The sequence below is a fragment of the Nonomuraea deserti genome (assembly GCF_004348685.1).
Taxonomy (GTDB): Bacteria; Actinomycetota; Actinomycetes; order Streptosporangiales; family Streptosporangiaceae; genus Nonomuraea; species Nonomuraea deserti.
The window spans coordinates 1-14,282 of sequence record NZ_SMKO01000053.1 but is presented as its reverse complement, the minus strand read 5'-3'; the positions used below and the strand labels follow the sequence as shown (position 1 = coordinate 14,282).

The 14,282-nt window shown below is 70.5% G+C and carries 11 protein-coding genes; 8 read left to right on the top strand and 3 right to left on the bottom strand.

Annotated elements, in window-relative coordinates:
* Positions 1-47 precede the first annotated feature (47 nt).
* The 7 genes from hflX to E1292_RS53865 all read left to right on the top strand — a co-directional run bounded on the left by hflX (position 48) and on the right by E1292_RS53865 (position 9,776).
* On the top strand, positions 48-1,469 hold the full coding sequence (gene hflX, locus E1292_RS20695) for a GTPase HflX (protein WP_439331897.1): 1,422 nt from the start codon (positions 48-50) through the stop codon (positions 1,467-1,469).
* A 486-nt stretch (positions 1,470-1,955) separates the two neighbouring features.
* On the top strand, positions 1,956-3,164 hold the full coding sequence (hutI, locus tag E1292_RS20690; RefSeq protein ID WP_132596879.1) for an imidazolonepropionase: 1,209 nt from the start codon (positions 1,956-1,958) through the stop codon (positions 3,162-3,164).
* A 14-nt stretch (positions 3,165-3,178) separates the two neighbouring features.
* A complete protein-coding gene (locus E1292_RS20685; protein ID WP_132596878.1) occupies positions 3,179-4,000 on the top strand; it encodes a DegV family protein in 822 nt (273 codons plus the stop codon).
* Between the two features lie 106 nt (positions 4,001-4,106).
* Positions 4,107-4,976, top strand: coding sequence for a helix-turn-helix domain-containing protein (locus E1292_RS20680; protein ID WP_132596877.1), 870 nt, complete (start codon positions 4,107-4,109; stop codon positions 4,974-4,976).
* Between the two features lie 48 nt (positions 4,977-5,024).
* Positions 5,025-5,636: a dihydrofolate reductase family protein gene (locus E1292_RS20675; protein WP_132596876.1), complete on the top strand. Its 612-nt coding sequence runs from the start codon at positions 5,025-5,027 to the stop codon at positions 5,634-5,636.
* 992 nt (positions 5,637-6,628) lie between these two features.
* Entirely contained in the window at positions 6,629-7,168 is a 540-nt protein-coding gene (locus E1292_RS53870; protein WP_246090229.1) for a ComEA family DNA-binding protein, read from the top strand.
* Position 7,169: 1 nt separating this feature from the next.
* Positions 7,170-9,776 carry a ComEC/Rec2 family competence protein gene (locus E1292_RS53865; protein WP_246090228.1) on the top strand — a complete coding sequence of 869 codons (2,607 nt, stop codon included), beginning with the start codon at positions 7,170-7,172 and terminating at the stop codon, positions 9,774-9,776.
* Between the two features lie 74 nt (positions 9,777-9,850).
* On the opposite strand, the gene E1292_RS20655 is transcribed toward E1292_RS53865, so the two are convergent.
* On the bottom strand, positions 9,851-11,023 hold the full coding sequence (locus E1292_RS20655; RefSeq protein ID WP_246090227.1) for an RNA-guided endonuclease InsQ/TnpB family protein: 1,173 nt from the start codon (positions 11,021-11,023) through the stop codon (positions 9,851-9,853).
* A gap of 167 nt (positions 11,024-11,190) precedes the next feature.
* On the opposite strand from E1292_RS20655, the gene holA reads away from it, so the two are divergent.
* Positions 11,191-12,162, top strand: coding sequence for a DNA polymerase III subunit delta (holA, locus tag E1292_RS20650; protein WP_132596874.1), 972 nt, complete (start codon positions 11,191-11,193; stop codon positions 12,160-12,162).
* Positions 12,163-12,549: 387 nt separating this feature from the next.
* Here the strand turns inward: holA and E1292_RS20645 are convergent, their stop codons facing one another.
* Both E1292_RS20645 and E1292_RS20640 read right to left on the bottom strand, forming a co-directional pair.
* Entirely contained in the window at positions 12,550-13,242 is a 693-nt protein-coding gene (locus tag E1292_RS20645; protein WP_165974647.1) for an ABC transporter ATP-binding protein, read from the bottom strand.
* Positions 13,235-14,161, bottom strand: coding sequence for an ABC transporter ATP-binding protein (locus tag E1292_RS20640; protein WP_132596873.1), 927 nt, complete (start codon positions 14,159-14,161; stop codon positions 13,235-13,237). The genes E1292_RS20645 and E1292_RS20640 overlap by 8 nt, the downstream gene beginning before the upstream one ends.
* Positions 14,162-14,282 lie beyond the last annotated feature (121 nt).

Sequence of the window (14,282 nt, the reverse complement as noted above, 5' to 3'; positions counted from 1 at the left end):
CACCATCGTGGGAAGACACCGTGGTGTCCAGACGTTTCCTCATAGAGATGACACGAATGCACGAATATTCCACGCTCGACGCGTACGAAACCGGCGACATGGACCTCGAGGAGCGCCAGGCGCTACGCCGCGTGGTGGGCCTGTCCACCGAACTCCAAGATGTCTCCGAGGTCGAATACCGGAAGTTGCGGCTCGAGCGGGTCGTCCTGGTCGGCGTCTGGACCTCCGGCACCGTCGAAGATGCCGAGAACTCGCTACTGGAGCTCAAGCTCCTGGCCGAGACGGCCGGGTCCGAGGTGCTCGACGGCCTGATCCAGCGCCGCCAGAAGCCCGACCCGGCGACCTACATCGGCTCGGGCAAGGCCCTCGAGCTGCGCGACGTGGTCGAGTCGACCGCCGCCGACACCGTGATCTGCGACGGCGAGCTGACCCCTGGCCAGCTCCGCCAGCTCGAGGAGACGGTCAAGGTCAAGGTGATCGACCGCACCGCGCTGATCCTCGACATCTTCGCCCAGCACGCCAAGAGCCGCGAGGGCAAGGCCCAGGTCGAGCTGGCGCAGCTCCAATACCTGCTGCCCCGCCTGCGCGGCTGGGGTGGCAACCTGTCCCGGCAGGTCGGCGGGCGCGCCGCGGGCGGCGTCGGCATCGGCGGCCGCGGCCCGGGTGAGACCAAGATCGAGCTCGACCGCCGGCGCATCCGCGAGCGCATGGCCAAGCTGCGCCGCCAGATCGGCAGCATGTCCACCTCGCGTGACACCATGCGCTACCAGCGCCAGCGGCGCGAGGTCCCGGCCGTGGCGATCGCCGGCTACACCAACGCGGGCAAGTCCTCGCTGCTCAACCGCGTCACCGGCGCCGGCGTGCTGGTGGAGGACGCGCTGTTCGCGACCCTCGACCCGACCGTGCGCCGGGCGCGCACGCCCGAGGGCCGGCTGTTCACGATCGCCGACACCGTCGGCTTCGTCCGGCACCTGCCGCACCAGCTCGTCGAGGCGTTCCGTTCCACGCTGGAAGAGGTGGCCGACGCCGACCTGATCCTGCACGTCGTCGACGGCTCCCACCCCGACCCCGAGGGTCAGCTGGCGGCCGTGCGCGAGGTGCTCGCCGACATCGAGGGCGCCGCCGGCATCCGCGAGATCGTCGTGATCAACAAGGCCGACCTGGCCGATCAGGAAGTGGTCGACCGGATCCTCCGGCGCGAGCGCGACAGCATCGTGGTGTCGGCCCGCACGGGCAAGGGCATCCCCGAGCTCATGTCGCTCATCGACCGGGAGCTGCCGCGGCTCGACCACGAGGTCAACCTGCTGGTGCCGTACGACAGGGGTGACCTGATCTCGCGCGCCCACAAGGAGGGCGAGGTGCTCTCCGTCGAGCACGTCGAGGACGGCACGATCCTCCACGCCCGCGTGCTGCCCAGCCTGTCGCAGGAGCTGGCGCGGGTGGGCAAGCCGGTCGAACGCGTCTCCTAGGGTCCCGGGGAGGCCGGCGCCCGCCGGTATATCGCGGAGCGGTTGGGCAGCTCTCGCCTCAAAGCGTGCAGAGCTGCCCAAAAGCGGCAGTGGTCCCCGCACCCTGGGGTTGCTACCATTGGCCAGACCTAACGTTGGTCTGCATTTTGGGTTCGGGTTCTGGGTTTCGGATGATGACCAGTGGTGTGAAAGTCGTCAGCGGGGGCCATGGGGACAAGGCAGGGCTGGGTGACGGATGGGATCAGTGGTCTTTCTTCCGAATAACCCTGTACAGCGGCCCAGCCTGTGAAATAACGTAACTGAACTGAAATCGCCGGATCATGTCTCCGGCGATACGGTCACCGCACAGCATGACGCGGACTAGAGCAGGAGACCCCCCATGTCGTCCGGACCCGGAGCGGACTCAGTGGGCGCGGCGCAGGCCGTGCGCTGGGCGCTGGGGCCATGCCGGGAAACGGGCAGAGGCTCTCGCGGGGCGGTGATGCGGTGACCGTTCGGCTGCTGACCAACATCGGCCGTCTCTGGACCGGCAACGAAGTCCTGAGCAACGCCGCCATCCTCGTGCACAACGACCGCATCGCGTGGGTCGGGCGCGCGCCCGACCTGCCGCAGACGGTGCCCGGAGTCGTCGACGACATCGTCGACGTCGACCACGTCGAAAACCTGGGTGGCGCCCTCGTCACGCCCGGCCTCATCGACGCCCACACCCACCCGGTCTACGCCGGCAACCGCTACGCCGAGCTGGCCATCCGCACCGGCGGGTCCACGTCCGCGTCGATCACCGCGGCAGGCGGCGGCGTGGGCTCCACCGTCACCGTGACCCGCGGCACCGACCCCTGGACGCTCTGCAACGGCGTGCGCGAGCGGCTGCGCGACTGGCTGCTCAGCGGCACCACCACCGTCGAGGCCAAGACCGGCTACCACCTCACCCGCGATGGCGAGCTGGCCGACGTGCGGCTCCTGCGCGAGCTGGAGAAGGAGCCGATGATGCCGCGGGTGCACGTCACCTTCCTCGCGGCGCACGTGGTCCCGCCGGAATACTTCGGCCGGCAGCGCGAATACGTCGAGGCCGTCGGCTCCTGGTGCGCCGACGCCGCGGCCGCGGGCGCCGACAGCGTCGACGTCTACTGCGACGAGGGCCACTTCACCACCGAGGAGTCCCGCTGGGTCCTCGCCTCCGGCCGCAACGTCGGCCTGCTGCCGCGCATCCACGCCGGCCAGTACAGCCGCCGCGGCGCCGTCCAGCTGGCCGCCGAGCTCGGCTGCGCCTCCGCCGACGGGCTGCACCACATGTCCGACGAGGACATCGCCATCATGTCCCGCTACGGGGTGCCCGCCGTCGTCTGCCCCGCTACCGCCCTGCAGCGCGGCCACCTCCCGCCGGTCCGCCAGATGATCAAGCACGGCGTGCAGATCGCGCTCGGCAGCGACCACAACCCCGGCTACTGCGGCATCACCTCGATGGCCCTGGTCATCGCCATGGCGGTGTCGGCGTTCGGGATGAGCGTCAACGACGCGCTCCGCGCGGCCACCCTCGGCGGCGCCACCGTCCTGGGCGCTCCCGACCGCGGCGTGCTGGCCCCTGGCCGGCTGGCCGACATCGTGCAGTGGGACGCCGACCACGAGGGCGCCTTCGCCTGGTCCTTCGGCCTCCAGCCGCGCCGGGTGTGGCGGGGCGGCACCCCTGTCCAGTAACTGACCCCCGGGACATGCCGCCCACGGTCGCCGTCGTCACCGACTCAACCGCCTACCTGCCGCCCGTGCCGCGGGTCACGGTCGTGCCCGTCCAGGTGATCGCCAAGGGCGTGCCACATGACGAGGGCTCCTTCACCGGCGACCTCGCCTCCGTCACCACCTCCAGGCCCGCGCCCGCCACGTTCGCCTCCTGCTACGCCTCCCTGGCCGCCGCGGGCGCCACGGGCATCGTGTCGGTCCACCTCTCGGCCGCGATGTCCGGCACCGCCGAGTCCGCCCTGGCGGCCGCCTCCGACGCCTCCGTACCGGTGGAGGTGGTCGACAGCCGCTCCATCGCGATGGGCCTCGGCTACCCGGTCCTCGCGGCGGCGCGCGCCGCCGCCGGCGGGGCCTCCCTGGAGGAGGTCGCCTCGGCTGCCCGCAGCCGCGTGGCGGCCACCCGCACGTTCTTCTACGTCGACACCCTCGATTACCTGCGCCGCAGCGGCCGCATCGGCACCGCGGCCTCCCTCTTCGGGTCGGCCCTGATGATCAAGCCGCTGCTCCACATCGTGGACGGCCAGATCTCCCTCCTCGAGAAGGTCCGCACCTCGTCGCGCGCCATCGCCCGGCTCGAAGACCTGGCCGTGGAGGCGGCGGGCAAGGGGCCGGTGGAGGTGGCGGTGCAGCACCTGCAGGCCCGGGAACGCGCCCGGGCGCTGGCCGAGCGGCTGTCCAAGCGGATGCCCTCATGGGCGGAGCTGCGGGTGGTCGAGGTGGGGGCGGTGATCGGCGCCCACGCGGGGCCCGGCATGCTCGGCCTGACCGTCGCCGCACTCCAGCACGCTGACCACTGACGTTCGCTGCCGGCGGACGACACACCGGCAGTCTGTGCGGCTCACATCCGATGGTGAGGGAGGCCACCGTTGAGGGTGAGCGACCCTCGTCGGCCACACTGAGTCCATGGACTACGTCGGCCGAGTGCCCGCCCCGCCGCTCGACCGGTTCATCGATGACATCTACTGCCTGACGGGGGTGCCGAGCCACCGCTGGATGAACGTCCCGCCGATGCCGTCGGCACACCTGTTCGTCAACCTGGGCGGACCCGTCCGCCTGCGTGATTCCGACCCGTCGGTGCCGTCGGCAGTGTTCACCGATGGGTGGTTCATGGGCATATGGACCAGGCGCTTCCTGTTGGAGTATCCCCCACGGGTGCGGCTCGTCGGAGCGCACTTCAAGCCTTGGGGGCTCTCGCCGTTCGTCGATGGGCCGGTGACCGAGCTGCGGGACCGATGGGTGCCGGTCGACGCCGTCTGGCCACGGGCTCTGGACAGGATTCGCAACCGCGTCGGCGACCTCGCATCGGCCACCCGGACACTGCGGGTGGTGGAGGAGGAGCTACGATCACGACTTGCCGATGCGCCGTCGCGCGGTCTGCGCCTGGTCCAGCGCACAGGCGGGCGTCTGGAGACTTCCCACGGCGTGGTTCCGGTCAGTGCGCTGGCCGATGCCGCAGGGGTGAGCGGCAATCACCTCGCCACGCAGTTCACGTCCCATGTCGGGATCACCCCGAAGCGGGTGGCGCGGATCTATCGCTTCGCACGCCTGATCGTTTCCGTGGACGCCCTGCGTCCGGTTGCATGGTCCGAGCTCGCTCAGGAGGCGGGCTATTTCGATCAGGCCCACCTCAGCAGGGAATTCAGAGACTTCACCGGCCACACCCCGGCGGAATACCTGGCCCTGCGGCGCCGATTCCCCGCCGAGCAGGGGTTCCCGCCGGACAGTGGTCCGATGCCCGCTGATGGATTTTTTACAAGCCCGGCCGCGCCCTGAGTCGGCAAGATCGAGGGCGAACGCGCAAGGCGACTCGAGGGAGGGTCTGTGGGCACGGTCATCATGCACAACGTGGTGTCGGTGGACGGCTTCATCGCCGACGAGAACGACGACGTCGGGCCACTCCACGAGTGGTACTTCAGCGGGGACACTCTGATCATCGAGGGTGCGGACCAGCAGTACGATCATTCCGGAACGGGAAGCGCCTTCAAGGTCTCACAAGCATCGGCGGGATACGTCCAGGCGATGTGGGAGGCGATCGGCACGAGCGTGATGGGCCGCAACCTGTTCGACCTGACGAACGGCTGGGAGGGCCATCCGCCCGCCGGCGGCCACGTGGTCGTGGTGTCCCACCGGCCCAAACCCGAGGGCTGGCATCCCGAGGCGCCGTACCATTTCGTCGACGGCGTGACGGCTGCGATCGACCGGGCCCAAGAGCTCGCCGGGGAACGAACCGTCATGGTGAACGCTGGTGACGTGGGCAGCCAGATCCTCGCTGCCGGCCTCGTGGACGAGGTGGCGATGGACGTGGTGCCGGTGGTGTTCGGGTCGGGCAGACGCTACTTCGGCGACATCGATGGGCAGCATCTCCTGGAGGATCCCCACGTGGTCATTCAGGGGGAGCGGGTGCTTCATCTGAGGTTCAAAGTACGCCGCTAGCGCGGTGGTTGTTTGATCATGCGCGCGGCGGACCCGGGTGGAGCGTGTTCGCCTCGCCGTACCGACCGCCGCGGGGTCCGGCCCTCCGGGTTCGACGCCCGTCGCGCTCGTACGGGCTCGGCCATGCACCCCTCCGTCCGTCGGTGCCGGTCTCGCGGCCCCAGCATTGTCCACAGCCCTTTCCCGGCCGCCGATGTTGTCCACAGAACGCGGCTCGGTCCCCTGACACGGCCGCCCGCAGCCCTACCTTCACCTGCGTGCGAACCCCCGATCCGACGGCCGAACGAGCCATCGCCGAGTCCCGGCTGCGCTCGATCACCACCCCGCCCCGTCGCCCCCGCCGCCGGCCCGCGAGGGTGGCACGCATTCCCGCCGACGGTCGGAAAATGCCTTATGCCACCGACCCTCACTCCAGCCCTCGCGCCTACTTCCCTCAGACACCGCGGTCCGTCGAGGGGAATCGTGCGGTCGTTGACCGTTCTCCTGGGGAGCCGCGCGATGGTGTCCGTGCGCCCGTTGACGGGTTCCTTGACGAGCCGCGAGACGTCGAGAGATTCCCTGAAACTCATGAGGCCCGCGGTGGATCGTCCCGGGCGTCCCGGGCGTCCGGGGAGTCGTGGATCGTGGAGAGCGCCAGCGAGGCCTGTGAGCCTTCCGATGCCTTGGACCTAGCTCCTGAGCCACCGTGGTCCTTCGAATCTGCCTACGGCCCCCCGCAGCCTTCACAACCATCACCTCGCTCACAGACCGCAAGGCCCACAGGGCCCGGACAGCCCGTGCGGTCCGCACAGCCCGCACAGCCCGGACCGTCCGCACAGACCGCACAGACCGCACAGCCCGGACCGTCCGCACAATTCACTCAGACCGCGCAGAGTGCACGGGAGCGCGGTCCCGCCCCGGTTCCGCCGACATTCCAGGCGTTCCGTGCGGCCCTGGCGTCCCAGAGCCCTGCCCTCGATCCAGGCAAGCCCGGTCTGCGTGTTCTTGTGGCCGTGGGCGCCCTGGCCATAGCCGTCGCGGCGTTCTTCGTCTGGCGATCCCAGCCCTCGCCCGCGCCGCTCCCACCACCCACCCCCGTGTCGTCGCCAAGCCCGTCCACGACCCCCACCGCGCCCAAGGTGACGATCCACGTGGCAGGCAAGATCCGTAAGCCTGGCGTCTACCTGCTCCCCGCAGGTGCCAGGGTCACCGATGCGGTGACCGCGGCCGGGGGAGTGTCACGAGGAGCGTCCCTGGACTCCCTCAACCTCGCCAGACGGCTGATCGACGGAGAGCAGATAGTCGTGGGCGCACCTCCCGGCACGGTGTCCCAGGGTTCGCCGATCACGGGCCCTGCCGGGGGCGTCATCGACCTCAACACCGCCACACCAGACCAGCTCGAAGAACTGCCGGGCGTGGGCGAGGTGCTGGCGGCGCGCATCGCCGAATTCCGTACCACCCACGGCGGTTTCACCTCCATCGACCAGCTCCGCGAGGTCAGCGGCATAGGTCCGCGCAAGTTCGACGAGATCAAGCCGAAGGTGCGCGTCTGACGTGACCGACCACCCGCTACCGCCCGTCCCCGGCAGGAGCCACGCCTGGCCCCTGATGCTCCCCGCGATCGCCGCCTGGGCCTGTGCGCTGATCCTGCTCGGCTGCTCCGCACGCACCGGCGTGATCGTCGCCCTGGCCGCAGCCCTCGGCGCCGTCGCCGTGGCCTGGCACACCCGCTCACTCCCCGGACGACGGGACGGACGCTCGACCAGCGGGCCGGCCACGTGGCGCGGTGTCGCCCTGGCCGGCCTCGTCTGCGCGGCCGCCGCATCAGGATCGGTCGCCTTCCGGGTCCACGCCGTGACCACCGGTCCGGTGGCCGAACTCGCCGAGAGGAACGCCTCCGTCATCGCCCGGATCGTGCTGACGGACGACCCCAGACGCAGATCGAGCCGGAGCATTCCGTACGCCCCGGACAGCTACGTGACTCCGGCCACCCTGACGATCATCCGAACGGCCGGGGTCCGACAGGCCGTCAACGTCCCCGTCATCGTCTTCTCCAGCGGAGCAGCCTGGGCCCGCCTCCTCCCCAGCCAGCACCTCGAAGTCACCGGCCGGCTCGCCAGCCCCACCTCGGGCGATCTGGTGGCGGCCGTCCTCCTGGTACGCGGCCCGCCGCGGGTCCTGACGCCTCCGTCGAAGCTCCAGACGGTGGCGGGCGCCCTCAGGTCGGGCCTGCGGTCCGCCGCCGACGTGCTCCCTCCGGACCAGCGCGGCCTCCTTCCCGGCCTGGTCGTCGGCGACGTCTCACGGATGGACCCGCAGGTGACGGCCGACTTCAAGGAAGCGGGTCTGAGCCACCTCAACGCGGTGAGCGGGGCCAATCTGGCCATCGTCGCGGGCGCGATGCTGGCCCTGTCCCGCCTGTTCGGCTTCCCGCTGCCCGTACGCGCCGTTCTGGCCGCGCTCTCCATGCTCGCGTTCGCCGTGGTGGCCCGTCCGTCCCCGAGCGTCCTGCGTGCCTTGCTCATGGGTCTGGCCGCCGCCGTCGCGCTGGGCACCGGCAGGGCACGAGACGGTTTCGCGGCCCTGTCCGCAACGGTTCTCCTCCTGGTGCTCTTCGTCCCAGAACTCGCCCGTTCCTATGGCTTCGCCCTCTCGGTGGCCGCCACCGCCGGGATCCTCCTCCTCGCCCCGCGCTGGCGCGACAGACTGTCGGCGACTCAGGAAGACGAGAGCGACGCACCACCCCAGGGCCCGAGCGCGGGGCCGCGACCGCATCCCAGTGGCGCGCCCCTGCCCGAGACGGGCGGTGGCCCGGGGCGTGATCGACGCGACCCGCATGGGCTCGATCAGGGCGGCGGGCCGGGACCCGACGCGGGCAACGGCTCGGGAGCGCCTGGCAGGGGGCGGGCGCAGCCCCGGTCACCGGTGCGGTTGCCGCGCTGGCTTGCCGAGGCCATCGCCGTGCCGGCGGCGGCGCAGGTGGCGGTGACACCGGTTCTGGTGTTGATGTCGGGACAGCTCACACCCGTCGCTCTCATCGCCAACCTCCTCGCGGCTCCGGCGGTGGCTCCCGCGACGCTGCTGGGTTTCGGGGCGGCTCTGGTGGCCCCCGTGTGGCTTGACGGGGCCCGGCTCCTGGTGGTCCCGGCCGGTTACGCGGTCGGATGGATCATCATGGTCGCTCGATGGTCGGTGGGCCTGCCGTACGCCACCGTGCCGTGGCCGGGCGGCCTCCCCGGACTGGGGTTGCTCGCGCTCGCGGTGGCGGTCGGAACACTGATCCTGCGGCGTCGCGCCTGGCGGGCGATCGTGCTGACGGCGGCCGGTGCCGCTCTGGTGGCGGTGCTGGTGATCCGGCCGATCGCGACGCCCTGGCCGCCGGACGGCTGGCTCATGGTGATGTGCGACGTGGGCCAGGGCGACGGGATCGTCGTCGCTGCGGGGCCAGGACGAGGGGTCGTGGTGGACACAGGGCCCGATCCGGTCGCGATGGACCGGTGCCTGCGCGGCCTCGGCGTCGACGACGTTCCGCTGCTCGTCCTCACCCATCCGCATGCCGACCACGTGGGCGGCCTGCCCGGAGTGCTCCGGGACCGGCGCGTCGGCGCGGTGGTCGTCAGCCCGCAGCGGGCCCTGGCGCGAGCCTCCGCACGCGTCTCGGGCACGCTGGAGGGACGCCGGATACCGGAATGGACGGTCTCGCCGGGGACTCGCTGGACGTTCGGCCCGTCAGAGGTGACCGTGCTCGCCCCCGACCCGGCCTCCGGCGAGGTGGCCGGCCAGGGCGAGGGCAGCGCGATCAACAACTCCAGCGTGGTGCTCCACGTACGCTGGCGATCGGGATCCGTGCTGCTCAGCGGCGATCTGGAGACCGAGGCCCAGGAAGAGGTGTTACGCCGCTCCACGGTCCGCGCCGACATCCTGAAGATCCCGCACCATGGATCCAACAGGCAGTCGCCCGCCTTCCTGGAAGCCGTGGGTGCTCGGGCCGCGCTGATCAGCGTGGGGGCGGACAACGACTACGGCCACCCGGCGCCTTCCACGCTCGCGCTGCTGCGCAGGCTCGGCGCCGCCGTCTACCGGACCGACCACTCAGGGGATCTCGCCGTGGTGGAGAGGGAAGGGGGAATGGCCGTGATCTCGCGCGGGCGGGCACCCTGAACGAGGCCCGGGTTGGGCTTTTCTGGCATGCTTCCCTCGTGACTCCTCCGCTCCCTGAAGGGAGCGGCTTCTCGCTAAGCCGCTTCCGCAGCCTGGCGAAGGGCAAGCCCTGCCCTGAGGATGTTGATCGCCGCGTCGACGTCGGCGTGCGCGGTGTGGCCGCATGCCGTACAGGCGAATTCGGCTTGGGTGACGCGGTTCTCCCGTGCGCAGTGTCCGCAGCGCGAGCAGGTGCGGGAGGTGCCGGCGGGGTTCACCGCGATCAGCTTGCGACCGGCGCTTTCAGCCTTGTGCGCGAGGACCGTCAGGAACACCCCCCAGCCCGCGTCCAGGATCGACCGGTTCAGGCCGGACTTCTGTGCGACGTTGCGGCCGGGACGCTCGCTTGTGCCCGCTGCCGAGCGGGTCATGTTCGTGATCCGCAGGTCCTCGTGCACGATCACGTCGTAGCAGCCCATCAGCGCGAGCGCGGCCTTGTGCGCGCCGTCCAACCGCTGGCGGCGGACCTTGCCATGCAGGGCGGCGACGCGGGCCACAGCCTTGCGCCGCCGCCTGGACCCCCGCTTCTTGCGGGCAGGCTCTCGCTGTGCGGCAGCGAGACGATCGGCGGTCACGGCCAGGTGGCGCGCGTTGGCCACGTGCACGCCATCGGACGTGGTGACCAGCGACGCCACTCCCATGTCCACGCCGGCCACCGCGCCAGTAGCGGGCAGCGGCTCAGCTGGTACGTCATCGCACGACAGGACGACATACCAGCGGGAGCCTTCCCGCTTCACGCTGATCGTCTTCACGCGGCCCTTGACTGGCCGGTGCTGGTGCACACGGACATGCCCGATGCCCTGAAGGCGCACGCAGGTGGCGGTCGGGTGCTCGGGCTGGGAGTCCCACCGGCAGCCGTCGCCGTCCTTGGGCCACTGCACCGTGTCGAACCGGCCCCGCCCCTTGAAACGCGGGAACCCGGGCGTACGGCCCTGACGGACCCGCGTGAAGAACGCGGAGAACGCCCTGTCCAGGCGGCGCAGGGTGGCCTGCTGGGAGGAGAACGACCAACGCGCCTGCCCGTCCGGGTCATCAGCGCGAATGTGCTTGAGCAAGCCCGACTGGTCGCCGTAGCGGACCGTCACGCCCGCCTTGCGGTAGGCGGTGCAGCGGTGCTCCAGCGCGGCGTTGTACAACTGCCGATGGTCTTCCAGACACGCCGCGAGCGCGACGGCCTGCTTGCTGGTGGGACGCAGCAGGAACTTCAACGACCTGCGCACGCCGACCCCCCAAGCTCGGTTACGACAACGCCACGGTATCGACCGGCACCGACAAAATCCGGAAGGAAATCTGCGATGCGTAGACCCGACAGGTCAGGGCACGCTCGGGCCTTGGCGGCCCTCCCGCTCCCGAATTCTCCCCTCGGGAGGATCTGATGGTGGGAACCGATCCGGCGCTTGTGACCTTGGTCGTCGGCGATGAGGAGTTGCTGGCCGAGCGGGCGGTGAGCGGGGTCGTCGCGGCGGCGCGGGCCGCTGATCCCGAGTCCGAGGTGCACGATCTTGTGGGCGGCAAGGTGTCAGTGGGGGAGCTGACGCAGCTGACCTCCCCGTCGCTGTTCGGCGGGCAGTCCGTCATCGTGATCCGGTCGGCGCAGGATCTGCCGAAGGACGTCATCGCCGAGGTCGTGGCCTATGCCAAGCAGCCCTCCGACGACACCGTGATGGTGCTGGCGCATCCTGGAGGAGTCAAAGGCAAGGCGCTGGTCGACGGGGTGAAGAAGGCCAAGGCCCAAGTGGTCACCGTCAACAAGGTGACCAAGGCGGGGGAGCGGCTGGAGTTCATCAAAGGGGAGTTCAAGCGTGCGGGGCGGAGCATTGCCGGCGACGCCGCCACCGCGCTGCTCGATGCCGTGGGGAATGATCTCCGGGAGCTGGCGGCCGCCTGCAGCCAGCTGGTGTTCGACACCGAGGGCAAGACGATCAACGCGTCCGCCGTGGCGCGCTACCACAAGGGTCGGGCCGAGGTCACCGGCTTCAACGTGGCCGACTCCGCGATCGAGGGTCGGCTGGCCGAAGCACTGGAACAACTGCGGTGGGCGCTCGGCACCGGCGTCGCCCCCGTGCTGCTGGTGAGCGCGTTGGCAGGTGGGCTGCGGTCGCTGGCCAAGGTCGCGAGCGCGCCGCGCAGCCTGCGGGGCGGTCAACTGGCGAGTCATGTCGGTATGCCGCCGTGGAAGGCCGACCGGGTGAAGCGGCAGCTGAACGGGTGGGGTCCCGACGGATTGTCGAAGGCCATCCAGGCGGTGGCCGAAGCGGACGAACAGGTCAAGGGCGGCGGCGCCGATCCGGCTTACGCGCTCGAACACACCGTGCAGGTGATCGTAGCCAGCCGCACCGGCCGTTGATCGTCACCGGCCGTGCCGGGCGTCGCCGGGCCGCAGGTGCGGAGACGACGGTCGTGGCCAGCCGCCCCGGCTGGTCGGCTGCGCGGGATGGTGGTTGTGGCCAGCTGTCTGGGGTGGTTGGCTGCGCGGGTTGATGGTTGTGGTCGGCTGTCCGGGGTGGTTGGCTGCGCGGGATGGTGATTGTGGTCGGCTGTCCGGGGTGGTCGGCCGCGGGACGGTGGTTGTGGCCGGCGCTCCGGTCAGGGGGTGCCGGTCGGGGCGGGAGATGCTCCGGTCGGGGTGGGGGCGGGAGATCCTCCGGTAAGGGCTGAGGTCCCGCGTACGTGCACCGCAGGGTTTTCCAGGGACACGTGAAGAATGCGGAAGCGTGCCGGAGGCGGACCGGCGTCAGGTGAGGGCTTCCTCGCGGACCACGCCGTCGCTGATCTCCAGTACGCGGTCCGCCAGCGTCATGAGGCTCGGGTCGTGGGTGGCGACCAGGGCGGTGACCCCTTCGCTCCGTACGAGTGCCCGCAGCAGCTCCATGATCTGCCGTCCCGTCTGCGAGTCGAGTTGCCCGGTCGGCTCGTCGGCCACCAGCAGGCGCGGCCGGTTGGCCAGCGAGCGCGCGATCGCCACCCTCTGCCGCTGCCCCCCGGACAGTTCGTACGGCCGTTGGTTGACGTGCTGTTCCAGCCCGACGAGCGCCAGCAGCATCCGGATCCGTTCCTCGCGTTCCTTCACCGGCATGCGCACCAGGCGCATCGGCACGCCGACGTTCTCGGCCGCCGACAGCACGGGGATCAGCCCGAACGACTGGAAGACGAACCCCACCACGTCTCTGCGCAGGGCGAGCAGTTCGTCGTCGGACATGGCGGTGACCTCGTGGCCGTCCACGACCACCCGTCCGGCGTCCGGTTTGTCCAGGCCGCCGATCTGGTTGAGCAGCGTCGTCTTGCCCGACCCCGACCGCCCGCGGATCGCGACGAGTTCTCCGGGGAACACCGAGAACGACACGTCCCGCAGCGCCTCGACCTCCTTGGGCCCGCTCCGGTAGACCTTGCGCACCCCTTCCACCACGACCAAGGGCGACTCACTCACCTGACGGCTCCTCTCGCGCGGGCCACACGCCGATGTGGTCGGATTCGAGTTCGAGACGTACCCGGCGTTCCATCTCGAGGGCGTTCATGAAGTCGCGCGGGAGTTGCAGGCGGCCCACCCGGTCGAGTACGGCGTATTCCTCGGCGATGATCTGCCCTTCGGCGTCCTCGCGCCGCAGCGTCTCGCTGCTGGTGCGGCCGTCGCGGATGCCGACCGTCCGGTCGACCTGTTCGGACACCAGCGGGTCGTGGGTGACGACCACGACGGTCACTCCCAGTTCCCTGTTGGCCTTGCGCAGCGCGTCGAACACCAGCTCCGACGTCTCGCTGTCCAGTTCGCCCGTCGGCTCGTCGGCGAGGATGAGCTGCGGGGAGTTGGCGAGGGCGACGGCGATGGCCACCCGCTGCTGCTCGCCGCCCGACATTTCGGGAGTTTTGCGGTTGGCGCAGTAGCCGACGCCGAGCAGTTCCAGCAGCTCGCCCGCCCGCTCCCGCCGTTCCCCGCGGCCGCCGGCCAGCTTCATCGGCAGCTCGACGTTCTCCTTGGCGGTGAGGTACGGCAGCAGGTTGCGGGCCGTCTGCTGCCAGATGAAGCCGACCACGGAACGCCGGTAGCGCAGCCGGGCGCGGGCGTTCATCGACAGCAGATCCATGCCCGCCACCCTGGCCACCCCCGCCGTCGGGACGTCGAGCCCGGACAGCACGTTGAGTAGCGTCGACTTGCCCGAGCCCGACGCGCCCACGATCGCCACCAGCTCGCCCTTGTCGATCACCAGATCCAGGCCCTGCAGCGCGACGACCTCGACGCCTTCGGTCTTGTATATGCGCACGAGGTTGTCGCACACGATGTGCGCGTCGCCGCCGAACGCGGCCTTCTGCCGCGTGGCCTTCGCTTCCAGTTCGGACAGGGTGGGGTTCATCTCTCGTTCCTTCGCTGGAGACCCCGGGCTTCAGCCCTGGGGAGGAAAGCGAACCTGCCGCGTAGCGGCGCACAGGACGTCAGTCCGCCGTCAAGGCGGAATGGCGTTAAGCAGGCGCGGG